Annotated in this window: 13 protein-coding genes; 1 reads left to right on the forward strand and 12 read right to left on the reverse strand. The window is 71.5% G+C overall.

The features are described 5' to 3' along the window. Window positions 1–16: 16 nt before the first annotated feature. From ftsY to ACOZ38_RS38755, 12 genes are all read right to left on the reverse strand, one after another. Window positions 17–1195, reverse strand: coding sequence for a signal recognition particle-docking protein FtsY (gene ftsY, locus ACOZ38_RS38700; protein WP_424535907.1), 1179 nt, complete (start codon window positions 1193–1195; stop codon window positions 17–19). A gap of 153 nt (window positions 1196–1348) precedes the next feature. Next, window positions 1349–5029 carry a chromosome segregation protein SMC gene (smc, locus tag ACOZ38_RS38705; RefSeq protein WP_424537166.1) on the reverse strand — a complete coding sequence of 1227 codons (3681 nt, stop codon included), beginning with the start codon at window positions 5027–5029 and terminating at the stop codon, window positions 1349–1351. 252 nt (window positions 5030–5281) lie between these two features. Further along, the gene (locus ACOZ38_RS38710) at window positions 5282–5476 is read right to left on the reverse strand and encodes a hypothetical protein (RefSeq protein ID WP_262848107.1); all 195 of its coding nucleotides are present in this window, start codon (window positions 5474–5476) and stop codon (window positions 5282–5284) included. Between the two features lie 189 nt (window positions 5477–5665). Then, the gene (locus ACOZ38_RS38715; RefSeq protein ID WP_424535908.1) at window positions 5666–5941 is read right to left on the reverse strand and encodes an acylphosphatase; all 276 of its coding nucleotides are present in this window, start codon (window positions 5939–5941) and stop codon (window positions 5666–5668) included. A gap of 20 nt (window positions 5942–5961) precedes the next feature. Continuing rightward, window positions 5962–6876 (reverse strand): bifunctional DNA-formamidopyrimidine glycosylase/DNA-(apurinic or apyrimidinic site) lyase, encoded by a 915-nt coding sequence (gene mutM, locus ACOZ38_RS38720; protein ID WP_424535909.1) that lies wholly within the window; start codon window positions 6874–6876, stop codon window positions 5962–5964. Between the two features lie 3 nt (window positions 6877–6879). Then, window positions 6880–7569: a ribonuclease III gene (gene rnc / locus ACOZ38_RS38725; protein WP_392838110.1), complete on the reverse strand. Its 690-nt coding sequence runs from the start codon at window positions 7567–7569 to the stop codon at window positions 6880–6882. A 290-nt stretch (window positions 7570–7859) separates the two neighbouring features. Continuing rightward, window positions 7860–8039, reverse strand: coding sequence for a 50S ribosomal protein L32 (gene rpmF, locus ACOZ38_RS38730; RefSeq protein WP_189161846.1), 180 nt, complete (start codon window positions 8037–8039; stop codon window positions 7860–7862). Window position 8040: 1 nt separating this feature from the next. Further along, window positions 8041–8613, reverse strand: coding sequence for a YceD family protein (locus tag ACOZ38_RS38735; RefSeq protein WP_424535910.1), 573 nt, complete (start codon window positions 8611–8613; stop codon window positions 8041–8043). A gap of 48 nt (window positions 8614–8661) precedes the next feature. Continuing rightward, complete coding sequence (coaD, locus tag ACOZ38_RS38740) at window positions 8662–9138, reverse strand: pantetheine-phosphate adenylyltransferase (protein ID WP_405141097.1); 477 nt, start codon at window positions 9136–9138, stop codon at window positions 8662–8664. A gap of 3 nt (window positions 9139–9141) precedes the next feature. Next, a complete protein-coding gene (gene rsmD, locus ACOZ38_RS38745) occupies window positions 9142–9723 on the reverse strand; it encodes a 16S rRNA (guanine(966)-N(2))-methyltransferase RsmD (protein WP_405141099.1) in 582 nt (193 codons plus the stop codon). A 371-nt stretch (window positions 9724–10094) separates the two neighbouring features. Then, window positions 10095–12278, reverse strand: coding sequence for an ATP-dependent DNA helicase RecG (gene recG, locus ACOZ38_RS38750; RefSeq protein ID WP_424535911.1), 2184 nt, complete (start codon window positions 12276–12278; stop codon window positions 10095–10097). A gap of 91 nt (window positions 12279–12369) precedes the next feature. After that, window positions 12370–13977 (reverse strand): DAK2 domain-containing protein, encoded by a 1608-nt coding sequence (locus ACOZ38_RS38755; RefSeq protein ID WP_424535912.1) that lies wholly within the window; start codon window positions 13975–13977, stop codon window positions 12370–12372. Window positions 13978–14233: 256 nt separating this feature from the next. Here ACOZ38_RS38755 and rpmB point away from each other — a divergent pair, with 256 nt between their 5' ends. Continuing rightward, entirely contained in the window at window positions 14234–14419 is a 186-nt protein-coding gene (gene rpmB, locus ACOZ38_RS38760; protein ID WP_262848146.1) for a 50S ribosomal protein L28, read from the forward strand. The last annotated feature ends 156 nt before the right edge of the window (window positions 14420–14575 follow it).

Raw genomic sequence — 14575 nt, forward strand, 5'->3', positions numbered from 1 at the left:
CGAGGAACCGCTGGGATCAGTCGCCGAGGATGGCGTCGATGAAGACCTCGGCGTCGAACGGAGCCAGGTCGTCGGGGCCCTCGCCGAGCCCCACGAGCTTGACCGGGACTCCCAGCTCGCGCTGGACCGAGATCACGATGCCGCCCTTGGCCGTGCCGTCGAGCTTGGTCAGCACGATGCCGGTGATGTTCACCACCTCGGCGAACACCTGCGCCTGCCGCAGGCCGTTCTGGCCCGTGGTGGCGTCCAGCACGAGCAGCACCTCGTCGACCGTGGCCTTCTTCTCGATGACCCGCTTGACCTTGCCCAGCTCGTCCATCAGGCCGGTCTTGGTGTGGAGGCGGCCGGCGGTGTCGACGATCACGGTGTCGACCTTGTCCGCCATGCCCTTGCTCACGGCGTCGAAGGCCACCGACGCGGGGTCGGCGCCCTCGTCCTTGCGCACCACCTCGGCGCCGACGCGCTCGCCCCAGGTCTGGAGCTGGTCGGCTGCGGCGGCCCGGAAGGTGTCGGCCGCGCCCAGGAGCACCTTGCGGCCGTCGCCGATGAGGGCTCGGGCGAGCTTGCCGGTGGTCGTGGTCTTGCCGGTGCCGTTGACGCCGACGACGAGCACGACGGCGGGCCGCTCACCGTGGGGCGCGGTGTGCAGCGTGCGGTCCATGTCGGCGCCGATCTGGGTGAGCAGCTGCTCGCGGAGCAGCGCCCGCACCTCGCCGTCGCCGCGGGAGCCGAGCACCTTGACCTTGGTGCGCAGCTCCTCGACCATCGCCCGGGTGGGCGCGACGCCCACGTCGGCGGTGATCAGCATGTCCTCGATCTCGTCCCAGGCGTCGTCGTCCAGGCGGTCGCGGGAGAGGAGCTCGAGCAGCCCCTTGCCGAGCGCACTCTGCGAACGGGCCAGCCGGGCGCGCAGCCGCACCATGCGGCCGGCCGACGGCGGCGGGATCTCGATCGCCGGCGCCGGGGGAGCCACGGGCTCGGCCGGCTTGGCGGGCGGAGGGATGGTGGTCGTGGCGGCGTCGTCCTCGACGACGCCGGTGGTCGGAGCCTGTTCGCGCTCGGGGAGCGTCGGCGCCTCCGGCGGCCTGACCGGCGGAGCGTGCCTCTCCCTGGGCCGGAAGAGCAGGAACATGCCACCCGCCGCGAGCAACGCGACGAGCAGGACGATCACGATGATGCCGAGGTACCCATCCACAAGATGTCAGTTTTCCAGACAACCGGCCGTGCTCACGCCCGGGCTCGCCCACGCCGCGCCGATATACCGATATTTACTGATTTACCTATCGGGCCGAACGTCCACGGTCACGCGGTCCTGTGTGCGGCGCACCCGGCGTCAGGTGGCCGGGCGTCAGGCGGTCTCGCGTTCGCGGAGGCGCTGGCTGACCACCTGGGTGACGCCGTCGCCGCGCATGCTCACCCCGTACAGCGCGTCGGCGATCTCCATCGTGCGCTTCTGGTGGGTGATCACGATGAGCTGCGAGCTCTGCCTCAGCTCCTCGAACAGGGTGAGCAGGCGCTGGGTGTTGGTGTCGTCGAGCGCCGCCTCGACCTCGTCCATGACGTAGAACGGGGAAGGGCGCGCCTTGAAGATCGAGATGAGGAACGCCACGGCGGTCAGCGAGCGCTCGCCGCCCGACAGCAGGGACAGGCGCTTGACCTTCTTGCCCGGAGGCCTCGCCTCGACGTCGACGCCCGTGGTGAGCATGTCGGCGGGGTCGGTCAGCAGCAGGCGCCCGTCGCCCCCGGGGAAGACCCGGCCGAAGATCGCCTCGAACTCGCGGGCGACGTCCTCGTACGCGGCCGTGAAGACCTGCTCCACCCGCTCGTCGACCTCCTTGACGACCGTCAGCAGGTCGCGCCGGGTCTTGCGAAGGTCCTCCAGCTGGGAGTTGAGGAAGGTGTGCCGCTCCTCAAGCGCGGCGAACTCCTCCAGCGCCAGGGGGTTGACCTTGCCGAGCTGGGTCATCTGCCTCTCGGCGACCCTCGCCCGCTTCTCCTGCTCCTCGCGGACGTAGGGCGCCATCTCACCCTCGGCGACGGGAACGGGCTGCTCGGGGCCGTACTCGGAGATCAGGGCGTCCATCTCGACGCCGTACTCCTCCATCGCCCGCAGCTCCATCTGCTCCAGGCGCAGCCGCTGCTCGGTGCGGGCCACCTCGTTGCCGTGCACCCGGTTGACCAGCTTGTCGAGCTCGCCGGACAGCTCGCGGACCCGCACGCGCACGGCCTTGAGCTCGGCGTCGATCTCTCCGCGCGCCCGCTCGGCCTCGTCGCGCTCCTCGGCGGCCAGGGCCAGGGAGGCCTCCAGCACCCCGAGCGCGCGGCCCACGCCGTGGACCACCACCTCGGCCACCTGGGCCTGGGCGCGGCGCCGCTCCCGCAGAGCCGCCGCACCCGCCCGCTCCTCGCGCTCGCGCCTGGCCGCCCGCATGAGCTGGTCGGCGCGGCCCGCGATGCCCTTGACCCGCTCCTCGGCGGTGCGGACGGACAGGCGGGCCTCCATCTCGGCCTGCCTGGTGACCGAACAGGCGCTCGCCAGCTCGTCGCGCGTCTCGGTGGTCGGCTCGGCGGAAAGCTCGTCGGCGTACTCGGCCTCGGCCAGGCGCTCCTCCAGCTCGACCACGCCTGCCAGATCGCGGTCGCGGGCCTCCTCCGCCGCCGCGACGTTCTTCGCCAGCCGGTCGCACTCGTCACGGGCGGCCCTGGCCTGCGCGTCGAGCTGCGCCAGCCGCTTGGCGGCCACGGCGACCCGCTGGTCGGCCTCGCGCTGCCTGCCGCGCACGCGGTCGAGCACGCCCTGGGCGGTGTTCACCCCGGCCTGGGCGGTGTTGACGCCGGTCTGCGCCTGGTTCGCCCAGGCCTGGGCCGCCTCGACGGCCTGCTGGGCGGCGCGTTCCGCCTCGGCGGCCTCCGCCAGCGCGGCGGCCGTGCGCTCGGCGGTGGCGCGTGCCTCCGTGAGATCGGCGATCGCCTGGTCGAGAGCGGTGCGCACCTGCAGCACCGAGGTGCCGCCGCCGGACCCGCCGTGCGCGTAGTAGGCGCCGACCAGGTCGCCGGACCAGGTGACGGCCCGCAGGTCGGGGCGCTCCTCGACGAGCTTCCTGGCGATCTGGACGTCGTCCACCACGACGACGCCGGACAGCAGGGTCTCGACGGCCGGACGGAACTCGTCGGACACGACCACGAGGTCACCGGCCCACGGGTGACCCTCGACGGGAACGGGCCTCGCGACGGCGGCGTCCGAGGCGACGACCAGCCCGGCCCGGCCGGCCTCCTCGGCCCGCAGCAGCTCGACGGCGTCTACGACGGTGGACAGCGACTCCACGGCGACCGCCTCGGCGGCGGCGCCGAGCACGGCCGCGACGGCCACCTCGGCCCCCGCCTGGACGGTCATCATCGTGGCGAGCGGCCCCAGCACCCCGGACAGCCCCGCCGCCATGAGCGTCGCGCCGCCGTCCGCGCCCTGGGAGAGACCCATCTCCAGGGCGTCGCGGCGGGCCTCCAGCGCGGCGACCGCCCGCTGTGCCTCCTGGTCGGCGGCCCTGGCCGTGCCCATGGCCGAGCGCGCCTCGGCGAAGGCCCTCCTCGGGACCTCGACGGCCGCCTTGGCGTCCTCGACGGCGGCCCTGGCCTCCTCGACGGCGGCCTTGGCCTCGGCGACGCCCTGCTCGGCCCGCGCGAGCTCCTCGGCGAGGACCGGGTCGGCGGCGGGCTCGCTGAGCTCCTGGGCGTCGTGCTCCTCCTGGGCCCGCTCGCTGCGCTGCCGCGCCTCGGAGAGTGCCTTGGCCAGGCGCCCGATCTCCTCCTCGGCGGCCCTGGCCCGGCCGCGCACGGCGGCCACCTCGCCCCTCAGCCTGGCCAGGCCCTCGCGCCGGTCGGCCGCCTGCCGCGCCGCCGCCGCGAGGCGCCTCTCCTCGGCCGCCAGGGCGCTCTCGGCCTCGGTGCGCCGCCAGACGGCCTGCTCCAGGATCTCCTCGGTCTGCTCCAGCTCGACCTTGAGTGCCTCCTCGCGCTCGGCCACCTCCGCGGCCTCGCGCTCGTAGTCCTCTGGGTCGCGCCCTCGGCGCTCGATGGAGGCGGCCTCGATCGCGTGGCGGTGCCGCTCGGCGGCCAGGGTCTCGACGCTGTGCAGCCGCTCCTTGAGTGCCGCCAGGCGGTAGAAGGTCTCCTGGGCGGTGGCCAGGCGGGGCTGGGCGGCGGCCTCCGCCGCCTCCAGCTCGCTCTCGCGGGCCTGCCCCTGTTCCAGATCGGCCTCGACCTGGGCGCGCCGGGCGCGCACCGTGGCCTCGTCGGCCGCCTCGCGGTCGAGGTGGGTGCGCAGCCGTACGACGTCGTCGGCGAGCAGGCGCAGCCGGGCGTCGCGCAGGTCGGCCTGGATCACGGCCGCCTTCCTGGCGATCTCGGCCTGGCGGCCCAGGGGCTTGAGCTGGCGGCGGAGCTCGTTGGCGAGGTCCTGCACGCGGGTGAGGTTGGCCTGCATGGCATCGAGCTTCCGCAGCGCCTTCTCCTTGCGCTTGCGGTGCTTCAGGACGCCCGCGGCCTCCTCGATGAAGGCCCTGCGCTCCTCGGGGCCGGCGTGGAGCACCGTGTCGAGCTGGCCCTGGCCCACGATGACGTGCATCTCGCGGCCGATGCCGGAGTCGGAGAGGAGCTCCTGGATGTCGAGGAGCCGGCAGGTGTCGCCGTTGATGGCGTACTCGCTCTGGCCGGACCTGAACATCAGCCGGCTGATCGTGACCTCGGTGTAGTCGATGGGGAGCGCGCCGTCGGTGTTGTCGATCGTCAGCGTCACCTCGGCGCGGCCGAGGGGCGGGCGCGAGGACGTGCCGGCGAAGATGACGTCCTCCATCTTGCCGCCGCGCAGGGACTTCGCGCTGTGCTCGCCCATGACCCAGGCGAGCGCGTCGACGACGTTGGACTTGCCTGAGCCGTTCGGGCCCACCACGCAGGTGATGCCGGGTTCGAAGCGCAGCGCGGTGGCCGAGGCGAAGGACTTGAAGCCGCGCAGCGTGAGGTTCTTGAGGTACACGCGCGCCGACCTCCCCGTCTGCTGCGAGATCGCCTGCAGGCCCTCGGGACGATCCCTGCGGGGCACACTACCGGCTCAGGACCGTTCGAGTGTCGCTTGCGGCGATGCTCAGGCAGGGGGAGGGCGCTTCACCCCGGCTCGAACGTCTCGCAACCGCCTCGGCGAGGAACGAGTACGTAAAGAAAAACCGGGTAAATGACAAGGGACGCCTTTGCGGGGCGTCCCTGACAGTGTGTTGCCGTACCGAACCTCTCAGGTGAGGGCCGGCTCGCGATCTTGCAGACGTGCGAACGCCTCATCGCGCGACTGCGCGGCGAGAGCGTCGTTCTGGGCCTGGAGCCTTGTGAGCTCAGCCTCCAGATCCCGGATTCGCTGCTGGAGACGGCGCATTTCCGAGACCATTCGAGGGTCAAGACCGCCGACGTGGCCGAGTAGAGCCTTCGCCATGGTTAAGGGTCCTCCACGCTGAGTGACCAAACTGGTTCGCGCACTTCTTGCCGCGGGAGGGGTGCGCGTGTTTCCTATCAAGAGTCGCACCGGCAATGGAGGCGGTCAAGTTGAACGCTCCCCATGAATGCACCAATGGGCACTCCCGACATGTAAATGTACCCTATTTAGGGGGTTTAAGGGAAGCGCCTACCGCTCCACAAATCCACCAAAACCACCGCGAACCGGTGACCAGCGCTCCACCACAGCATCTACCCGCCCCGGAGCGTCACCACCCCTGAGCAGGGCAAGAAGCTTCTCGCAGGCCGCACGGGGCCCCTCGGCGACCACCTCGACCCGCCCGTCGGCGAGATTCGACGCCGATCCGACCAGGCCGAGCTCCAGCGCCCGAGAACGCGTCCACCAGCGGAAACCCACGCCCTGCACGCGCCCGCGCACCCAGGCGTTGAGACGTATCTCACTCATGCCCGCATCAGGAGCCTCGGTCATGCCCGGACCCGGGGTTGACAGCGGGGGCAGCTGTAAGAGGACCTGTTCATGAACGCCTCCCGCAGGACGGGCCCGCCGCAGCGGGCGCACGGCTCGCCCTGCCTGCCGTACACGTTGAGTGACCGGTCGAAGTAACCACTCTCACCGTTGACGTTGACATAGAGGCTATCGAAGGACGTGCCGCCCTGGCCGAGCGCCTCGCCCATCACCCCGCGCACCGCCGCCAGCAACTCGTCGATCTTCCGCCTGCTCAGGGAGCGGGTCGGCGTGCCTCCGTGCAGCCCGGCCCGCCACAGCGCCTCGTCGGCGTAGATGTTGCCGACGCCGCTGATCAGCGACTGATCGAGGAGCGCCCGCTTGATCTCGGTCTGCCTGGCGCTCAGCCGCGTCGCGAACACGTCGTCGTCGAACGCCTCTTCGAGCGGGTCGGCCGCGATGTGCACGATGGGCTCCGGCACGGGCCGGCCGAGGGGCACCAGCGCGGCGATCAGCAGGTGGCCGAAGGTGCGCTGGTCGACGAACCGCAGCTCGGGGCCGCCGTCGTCGAAGCCGAGCCGCACCCGCAGGTGCTTCTCGGCCGGAGAACCGGGGTCGGCCACCAGCAACTGCCCGCTCATCCCCAGATGGGCCATCAGGGCGTCCGAACCGCCCAGGGAGTCGTTCGCCCCAAGGGCGCCCGAAACGCCTTCTGAGGGGCTCTCGGCGTCGCGGAGGGGCATCCACAGGTACTTGCCCCGGCGCTCGGCGGAGACCAGCGTGCGGCCCGCCAGCCTGCCGGCGAACTCGGCGGCTCCGGGCACGTGCCTGCGGATCGCGCGGGGGTGCAGGACCTCGGCGTGGGTGATGGTGCGTCCGGCCACCCAGCGCGAGAGTCCGCGCCGGACGACCTCGACCTCGGGCAACTCGGGCATGGGCTAGGTGGTCGCCTTCTCCAGCTTTTCCTGGGCGTCGCTGCGGGCGCGGATGGCGGTCCACGCGGCCTCGGCGGCCTGCTGCTCGGCCTCCTTCTTGCTTCGGCCGGCGCCCGAGCCGAACTCCTGCCCGCCGACCCTGACCACCGCGGTGAACGACTTGGCGTGGTCGGGCCCGCTCTCGTCCACGTGGTACTCGGGGACGCCGAGCATCTCGGAGGCCGTGAGCTCCTGCAGCGAGGTCTTCCAGTCGAGACCCGCCCCGAGCGAGGCGGAGCGCTTGATCAGCGGGTCGAACAGCAGGTGGACCACGCGGAACGCCTCGTCCAGCCCCTTGTCGACGTAGACGGCGCCGATCAGCGCCTCCAGGGTGTCGGCCAGGATGGAGGACTTGTCACGGCCCCCCGTGCCCTCCTCGCCCCGGCCGAGCCGCGTGAAGCGGCCCAGGTCGAGGGCGCGGGCCACGTCGGCGAGCGCGCGCATGTTGACCACCGCGGCCCGCAGCTTGGCCAGCTGGCCCTCGGGCAGGTCGGGGTGGCCGCGGAACAGGGTGTCGGTGACCACCAGGCCCAGCACCGAGTCGCCCAGGAACTCCAGGCGCTCGTTGGTGGGCAGGCCACCGTTCTCGTACGCGTACGAGCGGTGCGTCAGCGCCCGCTCCAGAAGCGCGTCGTCCAGACGGACGGCGAGCACCCGCTCAAGCTCGTCTCTGGCGACCTCTACGGCGATCGGCTTTCCACCTGCGGCCACGTCTCCTCCTCGGACGGGAATCTCCGGCCGTCACGTAGCACGTCACGACCATGGTCGCGATGGCGGATGGAACGCGGGAAATGCCCGAAAACGTGGTGGACGCCGGGAGATTGCGGCAACCCCGGCGCCCACCACGGTCGCGGGCGAACCGCCACCGCACGCCTTGGACGGTGGACGGTCGTCCCGGCCGGATGCGGGGCATCCGGCCGGATCACCGGCCACCGCAGGCGTGATCAGGCCGACGGCTCGATGACCTGTCGGCGGTTGTAGGTGCCGCAGGTCGGGCATGCCACGTGCGGCAGCTTCGGCGACCGGCACTGGTTACAGCTCACGAGCGCGGGCGCGGCGGTCTTCCACTGCGCGCGGCGGGAGCGGGTGTTGCTCCGCGACATCTTCCGCTTGGGGACGGCCACGTCAACCCTCCGGGTCATTGTTGTTATCGGATTTCAGGCCCTGCAACGCCGCCCAGCGGGCGTCGATCTTCTCGTGCCGGTGGTCCGGGCCGGCTTCCGCCAGCTTGGCCCCACACTCCACGCACAGCCCGGGACAGTCATCACTGCAGACCGGGCTCAACGGCAGTGCCAGCACCACCGCGTCGCGAAATGTCGGCTCGAGATCGAGGAGTTCACCGTCGAGGAGTGAATCGTCCTCGGCGGCGTCTTCCGCCGAGTAGAAGAAGAGCTCCTGGAAGCCGACCTCGATCTCCGAGGTCAACGGATCCAGGCAACGCGAGCACTCTCCGCTGAGGGGAGCCCTCGCCGTGCCCGTGACGAGCACGCCTTCCATCACTGCCTCGAGCCGCATGTCCAGCTCGATTTCGGCGTCCTTGGGAACGCCGATCATGCCGACGGAGAGATTCACCGGAGCCGGGAGGGAACGGGAGGTCTCGCGCATAGAACCCGGTCGCCGACCCAGATCGTGGGTGGAAATCACCCAGGGGGCGCGGGGGTCGAGGCTATGCAGCGTCTTCCTGCTCTCTTGAGGCATGGCGAATCACCGCCGTCGTACAAGGCCGATGAGAAAGAATACCAGGACTTAGCCGCGCAGCCGCTCGACGAGCATCTGGTGCACGAGATCGGGCACGAGTCCGGACACGTCCCCACCGTACCTCGCGATCTCCTTGAGCCTGCTCGACGACAGGAAGGAGTACTCCGGGTTGGTCGACATGAAGAGCGTCTCCACGCCCGACATCCGGTAGTTGAGCTGGGCCATCTGTAGCTCGTAGTCGAAGTCGCTGACCGCGCGCAGACCCTTGACGATGGTCGGGATGCCCTGCTGCTTGCAGAAGTCGACGAGCAGCCCGTAGAACTTCTCCACGCGCACGTTGCCGTACTCCCGCGTCACCGCCTCGAGCGTCGCGATGCGCTCGTCCACGGTGAACAGGCTCTTCTTCTCGACATTGATCAGCACGGCGACCACGACCTCGTCGTACAGGCGCGACGTCCGGCCGATGATGTCGAGGTGACCGTTGGTGACGGGGTCGAAGGACCCCGGGCAGACGACACGACGCAAGGCTTACCCCCAGTTTGACTGGTTCCCGGCGGCGCGACCGTACCAAACAGACGCTTCGCCGTAGCGACGGACCCTCTCCTCTTCGAATCCGGAGGGCCAGACCAAGTCCTTCCCCCGTGACTCGCGCTCCACCGCGACCAAGGCGTCCTGCGCGAGCCACCCGTTGTCGCGGAGCGCTTCGAGCACCTGGAGGACCACCTCGTCCTTGACGGCGTAGGGAGGGTCGGCGAACACGAAGTCGTACGGCTCCGGGCACGCGCCGGCGACCACCCGCTCGACCCTGTCACCCACGACGACGGCCCCCGGCAGCCCGAGCTCGGAGATGTTCGCCTTGATCGTGCGCGCGGCCTTCGCGTCGGACTCCACCAGCAACGCGTGCGCCGCCCCCCGCGAGAGCGCCTCCAAGCCCACCGCGCCGGACCCGGCGTACAGGTCGAGCACCCTGGCGCCGTCCAGCGGCCCGAGGAGGGAGCCGACGGAGGAGAACAGGCCTTCCCTGGCGCGGTCGCTCGTCGGCCGCGTGGCACGCCCTGGCGGGACGGCGATGCGCCGCCCCCCGGCGGTTCCTGCGATGACTCGGGTCACCCGCCCATTCTCGCTGCTCGCCGCGCCTTCCGAAGCCGCAAGGTCAAGAGTGGCCAAGTGTCGGCGACGAATGCGCAAGGGTCGTTCCCCACCGCCGCCCGAACCCACATGATGAGTTCTGCGGCCTTCATGGTGACCCAGGGGAAGGCCGACCGGCGTGATCGTGAGCCCTTCCGCGCGCCGGTGCCCTCGGCACCTGACCCGAGGGTGGGCCCAGCCGGGGACGGCATTCGGGGGGAGGCCGTCCCAAGGCTGGGCCCTGGGTCATTCTCATGACCCAGGGCGGCGCCCTGAGCTGACATAGCCCTCTCCCACCTGCGGCCACCTGGTACCGAACCGAGAACCAGGCCACGCCCAGGTGTTCAAGCGTGTCAGGCCTTTTCCAGGTATTCGGCGCGGTCATCGCCGAGCAGCCTGTCGATCTCGGCCTTGAGCGCGGGATGCTCCTCCAGCTCCGGGTCACCCGCCAGGAGGCTCGCGGCCTCCTCGCGCGCGTCCCTGATGACGTCCTCGTCGCGGAGCAGCCGCAGCATCTTGAGCGAGGATCTGCGCCCGGACTGCGCCGCGCCGAGCACGTCGCCCTCGCGCCGCTGCTCAAGGTCGACCCTGGACAGCTCGAAGCCGTCGAGCGTGGCGGCCACCGCGTCGAGCCGGTCGCGTGCCGGGGTGCCCGCCGGGAAGTCGGTGACGAGCAGGCAGAGGCCGGGCAGCCCTCCACGGCCCACCCGCCCGCGAAGCTGGTGGAGCTGGGAGACGCCGAACCGGTCGGCGTCCATGATGACCATGACCGAGGCGTTGGGGACGTCCACCCCGACCTCGATCACGGTGGTCGCGATCAGCACGTCGATCTCGCCCCGCGTGAAGGCGCGCATCACCCCGTCCTTCTCGTCGGGGGGCAGGCGTCCGTGCAGCACCTCGACGCGCAGGCCGCCCAGCGGCCCGCCCGCGAGCATGGGGGCGATCTCCAGCACGGCGAGAGGCGGGCGCCGCTCCTCCTCGGACTCCTGCGCCGAGTCGCCCAGATCGCCCTCGTCGCCCTCCAGGTCGCCGATGCGGGGACAGACGATGTACGCCTGGCGGCCGAGGCCGACCTCCTCGCGGATGCGCTCCCAGGTGCGCTCCAGGAAGTGGGGCTTGTCGGAGGCGGGCACCACGTGGGTCGTGATCGGCGCGCGGCCGGAGGGCAGCTGGGTCAGCGTGGAGACCTCCAGGTCGCCGAAGACGGTCATGGCGACCGTGCGCGGGATCGGGGTGGCCGTCATCACCAGGACGTGCGGACGGCCGCCGCCCGCCTTCTCGCGCAGCGCGTCGCGCTGCTCGACGCCGAAGCGGTGCTGCTCGTCCACGACGACGAGCCCCAGATCGGCGAACTGGACGTGCTCCTGGAGCAGGGCATGGGTGCCCACGACGATGCCCGCCGCGCCCGACGCGGCGTCGAGCAGCGCCGCCCGCCGGCCCGCGGCCCCCATCGAGCCGGTCAGCAAGGTCACCGCCGTGCCGCCGAACATGCCCCCCGTGCCGAGGTCGCCGAGCATGCGGGTGATCGACCTGTGGTGCTGCTGCGCCAGGACCTCGGTGGGCGCCAGCAGGGCCGCCTGGCCGCCGGCGTCGACGACCTGGAGCATCGCGCGCAGCGCCACCACGGTCTTGCCCGCGCCGACCTCGCCCTGGAGCAGCCGGTGCATGGGGTGATCGCGCGCCAGCTCGGCCGCGACCTCCTCGCCCACCTCGACCTGGCCCTCGGTGAGCTGGAACGGGAGCCGGCCGTCGAAGTCGGCGAGCAGCCCGTCGTCGCGGCGCGGGCGGGGCGTCGCGGGCCACGCGGCGGCGGCCTGGCGGCGCTGGGCCAGCACGGCCTGGAGCACGAACGCCTCGTCGAACCTCAGCCGCTTGCGCGCCCGCGAGATGTCACCCTGGTCGCGCGGCCGGTGGACGGCCTCCAGCGCGTCGGCCAGGCCGGGCAGCCGGTGACGCGACCGCAGCTCCTCGGGGAGCGGGTCGGGAAGCGGGCCGAGCGTGTCGAGCACGATGCCGATCGCCCTGCGGATCACCCAGGACGTGATGCCGTTGGCCGCCGGGTAGATCGGGACGGGCGCGGCGGCGAACTCGGCCGCCGAGGAGTCGCTCTCCTCGAAAAGCTCGAACTCGGGGTGGTTGAGCTGCCACTTCGCCCGCTCGCCGCGCCCGAAGCGCCCGACCTTCCCGGAGAACATCGCGCGCGTGCCGGCCTTCAGGCGGCCCTCGATCACGTGCGAGACCTTGCCGAAGAACGACAGGTAGATCGTGTTGCGCCTGCCGTCGACGACCTCGACCTCCAGCCAGGTGCCCGCGCGGTTGCGCATGGGCTTGCGCATCAGGCGCGAGACCTCGCCCACCACCGTCACGTGCTCGTCGACCTCGAGGGCGTCGAGCGCGGTCAGCTCGCCCCGCTCGGCGTACCGCCGGGGGTAGTGGCGCAGCAGCTCGCCGACCGTGGTGATGTTGAGCGAGCTCTCGAGCGGCTTGGCCGTCTTGGGGTCAAGCGCCTTGATGAGCGGCTCGTCGAAACGCGTCACGTCACCAAGTTCTACCGCTCCCGGCCGACAAGGACACCATGCTCACCGTCCACGAGAACGCGCCCTGCCCCGGCTCCCGGGGGTGGGCGGGTCATTCGACGCCGATCAGGAGGGGGTAGCCGCCCTGGCCTCCTTCGTAGGCGACGACCTCGATGTCCGGGCGTACCGCGTCGAGGTGGTCCTGTACGGCCCGGGCCAGCCGCGCGTCGGCGTCGACTCCCATGATCAGGGTCACCAGCTCGCTGCTGACCGAGAGCATGCGGGAGGTGATCTCCACCGCGATGTCCTCCACTGCCGAGCCGATCAGGGCGACGTCGCCGTCGATGACGCCCAGCACGTCACCGGGGCGGCACATGCCCGCGCTGGTCATGGCCTCGCGGTCGGCCACCCAGACGTGGCCGTGGCGGGTGTGGCCGGCGGCGTCGGTCATCGCCACCACGTCGTCGTCGAAACGGCGCAGCGGGTCGTGCACGGCGAGCGCCGCGAGGCCCTGCACGGTGCCCTTGGTGGGCAGCACGCTGACGACGACGCCCTCTTCGCGGGCGATCTCGGCGGCGGCCACCGCGACCGCGTTGACCCCGGTGTCGTTGGGCAGCACGACGACCTCGGTGCCCGCCTCCCTGATCGCGGCCAGCACGGCCGCCAGCGAGGGGCTGGAGCCCGGCTCGCGACGCACCACCACGGCCCCGGCCTCCCGGAACAGCCTCGCGATGCCGTCACCGGCCGCGACGGCGACCACGCCCCGGCCGTCCCCGGCGCGATGGGTGCGCGCCGGGGCCTCCAGGTAGACGATCTTGAGGCGGTACGGCCGCCCGGCGCGCATCCCGGCCTCGATCGCGGCCCCGGCGTCGTCCACGTGGACGTGGACGTTCCACAGGCCGTCTCCCCCGACCACCACCAGTGAGTCGCCGAGGCCGTCGAGCTCCTCCCGCAACCCGGCCACGGCGTCCTCGCCGGCTTCCAGCAGGTACATCACCTCGTACCCGGGACCCCGCGCCACCTCGGGCTCGAACTTCGCGGCCGGCGCGGGCACGTCGTACCGATCGGCGTAGGAGTCGGTGACCACGGCGGCCAGGCTCTCCATGATCACCGTGAGGCCCGCGGCGCCGGCGTCCACGACGCCGTTGCGTGCGAGCACGTCCAGCTGGCCCGTGGTACGGCCGAGCGCTCCCCGGGCGGCCACCGCCGCCTTCCTGGCGACCTCGGCCAGCTCGTCGGAGGCGTCCTCCACGGCACCCGCCACCGCGCTGAGCACGCTGAGGATGGTGCCCTCGACCGGCCTCGCCACGGCCTTGCGCGCCATCTCGGCCGCCCTGACCAGCCCTTCCCGCAGGTCACGGCCGCCGCCCTTGGCGTGCTTGAGCACCTCGGCCATGCCTCTCAGCGCCTGGCTGACGATGACGCCGGAGTTGCCCCTGGCTCCGAGCAGGGCCCCCTGGGCCAGCGTGCGCCACGTGCTCTCGGCGTCGGCGTCCTGCGGCAGCCCGTCCAGCGCCTCGGCGGCCGAGAGCATGGTCAGGTGGAGGTTCGTCCCGGTGTCGCCGTCGGGCACGGGGAAGACGTTGAGCGCGTCGATCTCCGCGCGTGCGCGCCCGAGGACGTCGGCGCACAGCCGGGACCAGCGGCGCACCGCCTGGGGATCGAGGATCTGGAGCGACTCGTGGACGCGCTCACCGGCATCGGGGGGCTCCGTGGGCATGCGGCTCCTTCCTGTACACGGCGGCGAACACGATGAGCACGGGTTCCCGTCGGGTTCGCACACTCGCGAACACGGGGTCTCCGGGGATGCGCTACGGTTGGTGCTACGAGATTATCTTCCGTTCGCCGGTTCCCCCATTTGGCGTGCACCGGGCAACATCGGATAGCCTCGTGTGGCCAGCCGGTTGTCCCGGCATGCCCGACCACCGCTTCTACCTCGGTTTCGGGCCTATTGACTGATCTAAGGAGCGATGACCGTGGCTTCCGTCTGCGACGTTTGCGGCAAGGGGCCGACTTTCGGCAACAACATCTCGCACTCGCACCGCCGCACCCGCCGCCGCTGGAACCCGAACATCCAGCGTGTGCGCGCCATGGTGGGCAGCACGCCGAAGCGGCTGAACGTGTGCACCTCCTGCATCAAGGCGGGTAAGGTCACCCGCTGACCTGAGCTTCCAGAAAGCCCGCCGCCCATCAAGGACGGCGGGCTTTCTGCGTTCCCGGCGTGATCCCAGAGCGCCCGCCTCCGCCTCACACGAGCCATCCGAGACCGTGACGCGGGGCCTGCCGGGCTTTCGTGGCCGGTGTTGATCTCAAGGCGT

It is taken from the genome of Sphaerisporangium viridialbum, from assembly GCF_049674955.1.
Lineage (GTDB): Bacteria > Actinomycetota > Actinomycetes > Streptosporangiales > Streptosporangiaceae > Sphaerisporangium > Sphaerisporangium viridialbum.

Bases quoted from the DNA above. Each gene is read 5' to 3' on its own strand.
- ACOZ38_RS38755 (WP_424535912.1), bottom strand. From the start codon at position 13,977: ATGCCCACGGAGCCCCCCGATGCCGGTGAGCGCGTCCACGAGTCGCTC.
- ACOZ38_RS38710 (WP_262848107.1), bottom strand. From the start codon at position 5,476: ATGGCGAAGGCTCTACTCGGCCACGTCGGCGGTCTTGACCCTCGAATG.
- ACOZ38_RS38715 (WP_424535908.1), bottom strand. From the start codon at position 5,941: ATGAGTGAGATACGTCTCAACGCCTGGGTGCGCGGGCGCGTGCAGGGC.
- mutM (WP_424535909.1), bottom strand. From the start codon at position 6,876: ATGCCCGAGTTGCCCGAGGTCGAGGTCGTCCGGCGCGGACTCTCGCGC.
- ACOZ38_RS38735 (WP_424535910.1), bottom strand. From the start codon at position 8,613: ATGCCTCAAGAGAGCAGGAAGACGCTGCATAGCCTCGACCCCCGCGCC.